Source organism: Paraherbaspirillum soli, assembly GCF_042654985.1.
Taxonomy (GTDB): domain Bacteria; phylum Pseudomonadota; class Gammaproteobacteria; order Burkholderiales; family Burkholderiaceae_D; genus Paraherbaspirillum; species Paraherbaspirillum soli.
On record NZ_JBHSMT010000001.1, the window covers coordinates 73,707 to 79,869 of the forward strand.

10 protein-coding genes are annotated in these 6,163 nt (G+C 55.5%); 5 read left to right on the forward strand and 5 right to left on the reverse strand.

Annotation, left to right across the window (positions count from 1 at the left end; genetic code table 11):
• The first annotated feature begins 46 nt into the window (after positions 1–46).
• From ACFPM8_RS00340 to rfaE2, 4 genes are all read left to right on the forward strand, one after another.
• Positions 47–748, forward strand: coding sequence for a PhaM family polyhydroxyalkanoate granule multifunctional regulatory protein (locus ACFPM8_RS00340; protein ID WP_378993782.1), 702 nt, complete (start codon positions 47–49; stop codon positions 746–748).
• Between the two features lies 1 nt (position 749).
• The gene (locus tag ACFPM8_RS00345; RefSeq protein ID WP_378993784.1) at positions 750–998 is read left to right on the forward strand and encodes a hypothetical protein; all 249 of its coding nucleotides are present in this window, start codon (positions 750–752) and stop codon (positions 996–998) included.
• An 18-nt stretch (positions 999–1,016) separates the two neighbouring features.
• Positions 1,017–1,871, forward strand: coding sequence for a ferritin family protein (locus ACFPM8_RS00350; protein ID WP_378993786.1), 855 nt, complete (start codon positions 1,017–1,019; stop codon positions 1,869–1,871).
• Between the two features lie 103 nt (positions 1,872–1,974).
• Positions 1,975–2,454 carry a D-glycero-beta-D-manno-heptose 1-phosphate adenylyltransferase gene (gene rfaE2 / locus ACFPM8_RS00355; protein ID WP_378993788.1) on the forward strand — a complete coding sequence of 160 codons (480 nt, stop codon included), beginning with the start codon at positions 1,975–1,977 and terminating at the stop codon, positions 2,452–2,454.
• A gap of 119 nt (positions 2,455–2,573) precedes the next feature.
• Here the strand turns inward: rfaE2 and ACFPM8_RS00360 are convergent, their stop codons facing one another.
• From ACFPM8_RS00360 to ACFPM8_RS00375, 4 genes are all read right to left on the reverse strand, one after another.
• A complete protein-coding gene (locus ACFPM8_RS00360; protein WP_378993790.1) occupies positions 2,574–3,050 on the reverse strand; it encodes a copper chaperone PCu(A)C in 477 nt (158 codons plus the stop codon).
• 60 nt (positions 3,051–3,110) lie between these two features.
• The gene (locus ACFPM8_RS00365) at positions 3,111–3,479 is read right to left on the reverse strand and encodes a DUF2946 family protein (protein WP_378993792.1); all 369 of its coding nucleotides are present in this window, start codon (positions 3,477–3,479) and stop codon (positions 3,111–3,113) included.
• A gap of 75 nt (positions 3,480–3,554) precedes the next feature.
• Complete coding sequence (locus ACFPM8_RS00370) at positions 3,555–4,037, reverse strand: tRNA (cytidine(34)-2'-O)-methyltransferase (protein ID WP_378993793.1); 483 nt, start codon at positions 4,035–4,037, stop codon at positions 3,555–3,557.
• A 13-nt stretch (positions 4,038–4,050) separates the two neighbouring features.
• Positions 4,051–4,704 (reverse strand): ComF family protein, encoded by a 654-nt coding sequence (locus tag ACFPM8_RS00375; RefSeq protein ID WP_378993795.1) that lies wholly within the window; start codon positions 4,702–4,704, stop codon positions 4,051–4,053.
• A gap of 217 nt (positions 4,705–4,921) precedes the next feature.
• On the opposite strand from ACFPM8_RS00375, the gene ACFPM8_RS00380 reads away from it, so the two are divergent.
• Entirely contained in the window at positions 4,922–5,857 is a 936-nt protein-coding gene (locus tag ACFPM8_RS00380) for a methyltransferase domain-containing protein (protein ID WP_378993797.1), read from the forward strand.
• 49 nt (positions 5,858–5,906) lie between these two features.
• Here ACFPM8_RS00380 and ACFPM8_RS00385 read toward each other — a convergent pair.
• The coding region (locus ACFPM8_RS00385; protein ID WP_378993799.1) for a hypothetical protein at positions 5,907–6,163 on the reverse strand (257 nt) is incomplete at its 5' end.

Genomic DNA, 6,163 nt, shown 5'->3' on the forward strand with positions numbered 1-6,163 from the left:
CAAAGAGTTATCAAGTATTTTGGAATCTATCTAAAGGAGATCTGTGATGGCTGGCACTAGTATTCCTGGTATTGAAGCGATGCAAGATAGCCTCGAATTCATCAAAAAAATGTGGACTGGGCTGGGCGTGCCGGGAATGGTTGTACCCACATTGTCGGTGGAAGAAATCAACAAGAAAATTACCGACCTGAAAGCCGTGGAATCGTGGCTCAATCTTAATTTGACCATGCTGCGCACCACCATCCAGGCGCTGGAAGTGCAAAGCGCCACGCTTTCGGCGTTACAGGCGATGGGAACAATCAACAGCCCGGCTTCTGCCAATGCTACGGGTGATACTGAATCCGGTGCCGCGGCATGGGCATCGAAGTTTCCGTTTTCGTTCATGACGCCGACGCCAAATGCGGCATCGGCACAGGACCCAGCTCAAAAGGAGTCCACGCCTGCCGCTGACAAGCCCGCTGCAACTCCCGACCTGAACGCTTCGCTTGGCAATGCAAACGCATGGTGGGATCTGTTGCAAAACCAGTTCAAACAGGTTGTGAGTAATGTGGTCGCCGCAGAAGAAGCGGCCAAGCCGGAGACCAAGGCCGCGCCCAACAGCGATGCCAAGGCTGAAACCAAAAGCTCTGCAAAGCCAGCCAAAGCCCCGACTGCGCCCAAGTCAAAGTCAGGCGCCAAAACACCGAGCGGATCCAGCGAGGCCAAACCGGTATCGGGCTCAGGTAAGACGAAGACCGTTGCGAAATGATGTGAAAAAATCACAGGGTGCAATTGCCGGGATGCGCAAAATACGCCGAAACAAGATGACGGATTCGCTGCTTTCAACAACCATCATCGCGCCTGATATTTTGAATTTGATAATTTTTGCGGGCGGTACCAGAATTCGCCTGCGCGTGTTAACGAACAGCTACAAGCTCGGCATATCCCCCGAGAAATCGCCTTCGGCAGCAGGCAAAAAACGGGGTTGTCATAAATTCTTGGTAAAATCGGGTAGTTAACTCACTTGTAAGGCACGTATGTTGTATCCAGAATTGTTTAAATCGCTTGAACAAGTCCGCTGGAACATGGAGACCGATATTCCATGGGACAAGTTCGACGCTACCCAGCTATCCGACGAGCAAGCCCAGACCATTCGCATGAATGCGATTACCGAATGGTCGGCATTGCCTGCAACCGAGATGTTTTTGCGCGATAACCGTGGCGACAGCGATTTTTGCGCATTCATGTCGGTGTGGTTCTTTGAAGAGCAGAAGCATTCGCTGGTGTTGATGGAATATCTGCGTCGCTTCCGTCCTGAGCTGGTTCCGACCGAGGCCGAATTGCACAACGTGCGTTTTGAGTTTGACCCGGCACCGCCGCTGGAAACACTGATGATGCACTTTTGCGGTGAAATTCGTCTCAACCACTGGTACCGTTGCGCGTCCGACTGGCATACCGAACCTGTGATCAAACAGATTTATAAAATCATCAGTCAGGACGAAGCCCGTCATGGCGGCGCTTATTTGCGCTACATGAAGAAGGCATTGTCGGAAGTGGGCGATAGCGCCTCTGCCGCTTTCGCCAAGATCGGCGTGTTGATGGCCTCCGCCCGCCGCACTGAAAAGCCGCTGCATCCAACCAATCTGCATGTCAATCAGGCTCTATTCCCGAACGATACCGTGCAAAGCCGCCTGCCAGATCCCGAGTGGCTGGAGCGCTGGCTGGATAACCAGATCAAGTTTGATGGCGTCTGGGAAAAGAAGGTGGTTGACCGCATTTTGCACAATATGTCCTTGTTGTTTGAGCGGACGTTTGGCACGGTGCAGGAACTGAACCGCTATCGCAAGGAAGTCGTTGCCCGTTTGGCGCTGACGGCCGCCGAGGCAAGCTGATGCAATAGATGCAGATGAGGCGCAGATCGGATGATCGCGCCTTGCCGCACACAATTTATATAATTCAAAGCCGCAAAAATGTTGCGGCTTTTTTATGGTTACTATGCCCAATTTTGAAACCAAGCTTTGCGCCCGCGCCGACTTGACGGCCCGTGTTGCCGCTTTGCCGCAGCCAGTGGTGTTGACTAACGGCGTCTTCGATATTCTGCATCGCGGTCATGTGACCTACTTGGCGCAAGCGCGGGCGCAGGGCGCGTCGCTGGTGGTGGCGGTGAATACCGATGCTTCAGTCAAGCGGCTGGGCAAAGGCGACGATCGACCAATCAACACTTGCGCCGACCGCATGGCGGTACTGGCAGCGCTGGAGGCAGTCAGTCTGGTGGTCGAGTTTGACGAGGATACTGCGCTGGAAGTGGTGCAAGAGGCGCGGCCCGATGTGTACGTCAAAGGCGGCGATTACCAGATGGATGCGATCCCGGAAGGACAAGCCGTGCTGGCATACGGCGGACAGGTTGTCGCCATCGCGTTCGAGCATGATCGCTCGACCAGCAAGCTGTTGTCGAAGGTGCGCCAGGGTTCCTGACGACTGGTGAAGTTGCAACTCGTCCCTATTCTTCCAGCCCGCGAAAGGGCTACTTCGCCAAGCCGTACATATATGGAAAGGCGCATGTCGCGCCTTTCCATATGCCGGTAGCGCTCCTATCAGTGCGGATGTGCGGCTTCAGCTTGCTTGCCGCTTATATCCGTGACTTGCACCGATACCTCGATCTTGCCGGCTTTCTGAAATATCAGCGTCAGCGGGAATTTGTCGCCTGCCTTGAGCGGCTGGGTCAGGCCAATCAGCATGATGTGATAACCGTTACCTGGTGTCATCAATACGGTTGTCGCGGGTTTGAGTTCGATCTCGCCGACCTCCCGCATTTTCATGACATCGCCATCCAACGTCATGGTGTGAATTTCCGCTGATTTTGCAGCAGGCGAACTGACGCCTATTAATTTGTCGGTTTCTTTGCCGGAATTTTCGATGCTGAGGAAGGCTCCGCCGCTCGGCTGGCCAGCGACAGTAGCGCGCGCATAGGGATGACCGATATGCAGTGCGCCAAGTTGGTATTCGTGTGCGTAAGCGGAGACACTGATCGTCAGCGCACAGAAAAGCATTGAGATGGAACGTAAAGACATGATGATCCTTTGATTGAAATCGGGAACAGCGGACAGCAAATGTTTGCTGTAACTATGTGACTAGCCGTGGATGCCAAGAGCGTGCCAAAGCCACGGAGGAGCGCGTGCTTGCGGCTTGGTAGTGGAAGAGTCCGCAAAAGGCGCTGCGGTGGCCCGTGCATTTGGTATCGCCAGCAAAGCGACGAATACCTGCAGAGTATTTGCCGGGGCAATATCGGCGCCGTGCGTGCTTGCGCAGCAAAGCTCACATGCCGTGTGAGTCTTGCCGTGCGGCGGCGATTGTTTCGATTCCGGAACCGTTCGCGCGCCATTGGCGCTGCAAATTTCCATTGCCGGCCCGGTTGCCGAGTGCGCGGGCAATACTGCACCGTTCAGCAATAAGCTGACAATGGCAATCCAGATGGCGACAGTGCGAGGTAGCTGCGGCATGGCGGCAAATTGTCGAAGGCTGTTTATGGCAATCGTGCTGCGATTGTTTTTGTGAAAATAATATTCCCCTGGTGATCAGGCGCCGCCGGCAAAACCGTTCTGCCGCCACGCTTCATAAACGACTACCGCTACCGTATTGGAGAGATTCAGGCTGCGATTGTCTGGTCGCATCGGTAGCCGGATGCGTTGCGACGGCGCGAATGATTCACGCAAGGCCGGATCCAGGCCGCGGGTTTCGGAGCCGAAGACAAACACATCGCCGGGTTGAAATGCGATTTCGGCAAACGGTGTCGAGCCATGGGTGGTCATGGCGAACATGCGTGCCGGATCATAGCTGCCGTCACTGCGCATGCTGGCGACGAACGCGTCCCAGTTGGGATGGACTTTCATGGTCGCGTAGTCGTGGTAATCCAAGCCCGCCCGACGCATTTTGGTATCGTCCAACGGAAAGCCGAGCGGCTCGATCAGGTGTAGCTGGGCCCCGGTGTTGGCGCACAGGCGGATGATGTTGCCGGTGTTCGGCGGGATTTCTGGCTCAACCAATACGACGTGAAACAACGTGATTCTCCTTCTATTTAGGGGGTGTTCTGGCGAACACGAAATTGGTGACGCGTTTCGCACCGTAGCGCTTCAGCGTTCTGGCAAGTTCATGTAATGTCTCGCCGGTAGTAATAACATCATCGACCACGCCGATGTGGCAGCCACGAATTTGCGCAATCGACTGGGCCGGCACGACGAACGCTTTTCGCAGGTTGCGGCGCCGCTCGTCCGGATCGAGTTGCGCCTGCGCCTGTGTGTCGCGCTGCCGCTGCACCAGATCATGGCGCAGCGGAACGCCGAGCATGCGGGATAACGGTTTGGCGATCTCCAGCGCTTGATTGAAGCCGCGCTCGCGCAATCGGTGCGTGCCAAGTGGAACGGCGGTTAATAAATCCGGCATATTTGCACTCATTGCAGGCTGCCGCAGCATGGCATCGCGCAGCAGTCGTGCGAAAACAGGAGGCAATGCCAGTTGAGCACCGAATTTTAGCGCCAGAACCAGTTGGTCAACCGGCGCGGCATAATCAATCGCGACTATAGTGGCGTCGAAAGCGCGGCGCTGCTTCAGGCAGTCGCCGCACACCTCCGGGGCGGCGCTATCGATTCGTGGCAGCGCGCTCGCACACTGACTGCAACGTGGCGGATGTTGAGAAAAATATTGTTGACGGCAGCCGTCGCAGAGCACTTGCTTTCCGCTGCGTCCGCACAGCGCGCAGCAAGACTGCATGCCGGACAATAGCCGGGCAGATTGCTGTTGCGACCATAGGACTAGCTGGGACAGTGTCAAGGGGAAGCCTCTGGCAAGTGATAAGCATGGGTCAATCGCGCTTGAAACAATCAAGCATGCATCATGCGTGTAAACTATGCCGATTATCGCATTTCATCCTACCTGCAAGATTTTGATGTCTACCTCATCCACACCTTCCGAAGCCAGCCAGAGTTCCCCGATTGACTTGCGCCGGGTGCGCCAACTATTTGCGCAGCCGGCGCTAGTGCGCGAATCGGAATTCTTGCGGCGCGAGATTTCGACGCGCATGCACGAGCGTCTTGCATTGGTCAGATTGACGCCTCAGCGGGTGCTGGATGCCGGCTGCGGCGACGGCGCCGACATATATACATTGCACCAGCGCTTCGCCGATGCAGTGATAGTTGGGCTGGATGCGTCGCCTGGCATGTTGACGTCGGCGCGCGAGCAACAGCAGGCAGCTCAGTCTTCGGTCAATCGCCTGTTAAGTAAGTGGCTGCCGCTGAAAAGCAATGGCCTGGCATCCGCACTGGCTTGCGGCGACTTCGCGCAGCTGCCGCTGGCCCGGGATGCGGTCGATCTGGTTTGGTCCAATCTGGCGCTGCACTGGCATCCGCAGCCGGACCGTGTGTTCGCCGAGTGGCGCCGGGTACTGCGGGTTGACGGCCTGCTGATGTTTTCCTGTTTCGGTCCTGATACCTTTAAAGAGTTGCGCAATGCATTTGCAGGCATTGGCGGCAACGCACATGTATTGCCGTTCGTCGATATGCATGACTTTGGCGATATGTTGGTTAACGTCGGTTTCTCGACACCGGTCATGGATATGGAAACCATTACCGTTACCTATGACACTGTCGAGAAACTCCTGGCCGATGTCCGGGCTTGGGGCGGCAATCCATTGGCGACTCGGGCACGGGGGCTGCTTGGCCGCGCTGCATGGCGCCGGCTGGTGGCTGCGCTGGAAGCGACCAGACGGCCGGACGGCAAGCTGCCGCTTACCTTTGAAGTGATCTATGGACATGCCTTCCGGCCGGTACCTAAAAAGACTGCCGGCGGAGAGGCAATCGTGCGCTGGGATTTGAGAAAGAATTGATATAAATGGTATTTTCAAAAAAAGCCTTGCCAGTGTTGAAAAAGGTTTGCTATAGTTCGCCTCCCGTTGAGAACGACGCGAAATAAAGAGGCAGCGAAGGCTGTTTTGAGCGCTCAATTCGAGATGGGAAGCAGGTGAAGAAACGGTGGTTGAGTAAAGAAGTTTTTCGGAAGAGTAACAAAAAGTAGTTGACGAAAAACTGGAAGCGCCACATAATCTCATCTCTCTGCTGCTGACAAACAAAACGCTTTGTTGGTGACGCGAACGACGCAAGTCGGCGCGACAGCGGACCAGGTTCTTTAACAA

Coding starts and splice junctions, on each gene's coding strand:
- ACFPM8_RS00350 (WP_378993786.1), top strand. CDS start 1,017: ATGTTGTATCCAGAATTGTTTAAATCGCTTGAACAAGTCCGCTGGAAC.
- ACFPM8_RS00380 (WP_378993797.1), top strand. CDS start 4,922: ATGTCTACCTCATCCACACCTTCCGAAGCCAGCCAGAGTTCCCCGATT.
- ACFPM8_RS00365 (WP_378993792.1), bottom strand. CDS start 3,479: ATGCCGCAGCTACCTCGCACTGTCGCCATCTGGATTGCCATTGTCAGC.
- ACFPM8_RS00340 (WP_378993782.1), top strand. CDS start 47: ATGGCTGGCACTAGTATTCCTGGTATTGAAGCGATGCAAGATAGCCTC.
- rfaE2 (WP_378993788.1), top strand. CDS start 1,975: ATGCCCAATTTTGAAACCAAGCTTTGCGCCCGCGCCGACTTGACGGCC.
- ACFPM8_RS00360 (WP_378993790.1), bottom strand. CDS start 3,050: ATGTCTTTACGTTCCATCTCAATGCTTTTCTGTGCGCTGACGATCAGT.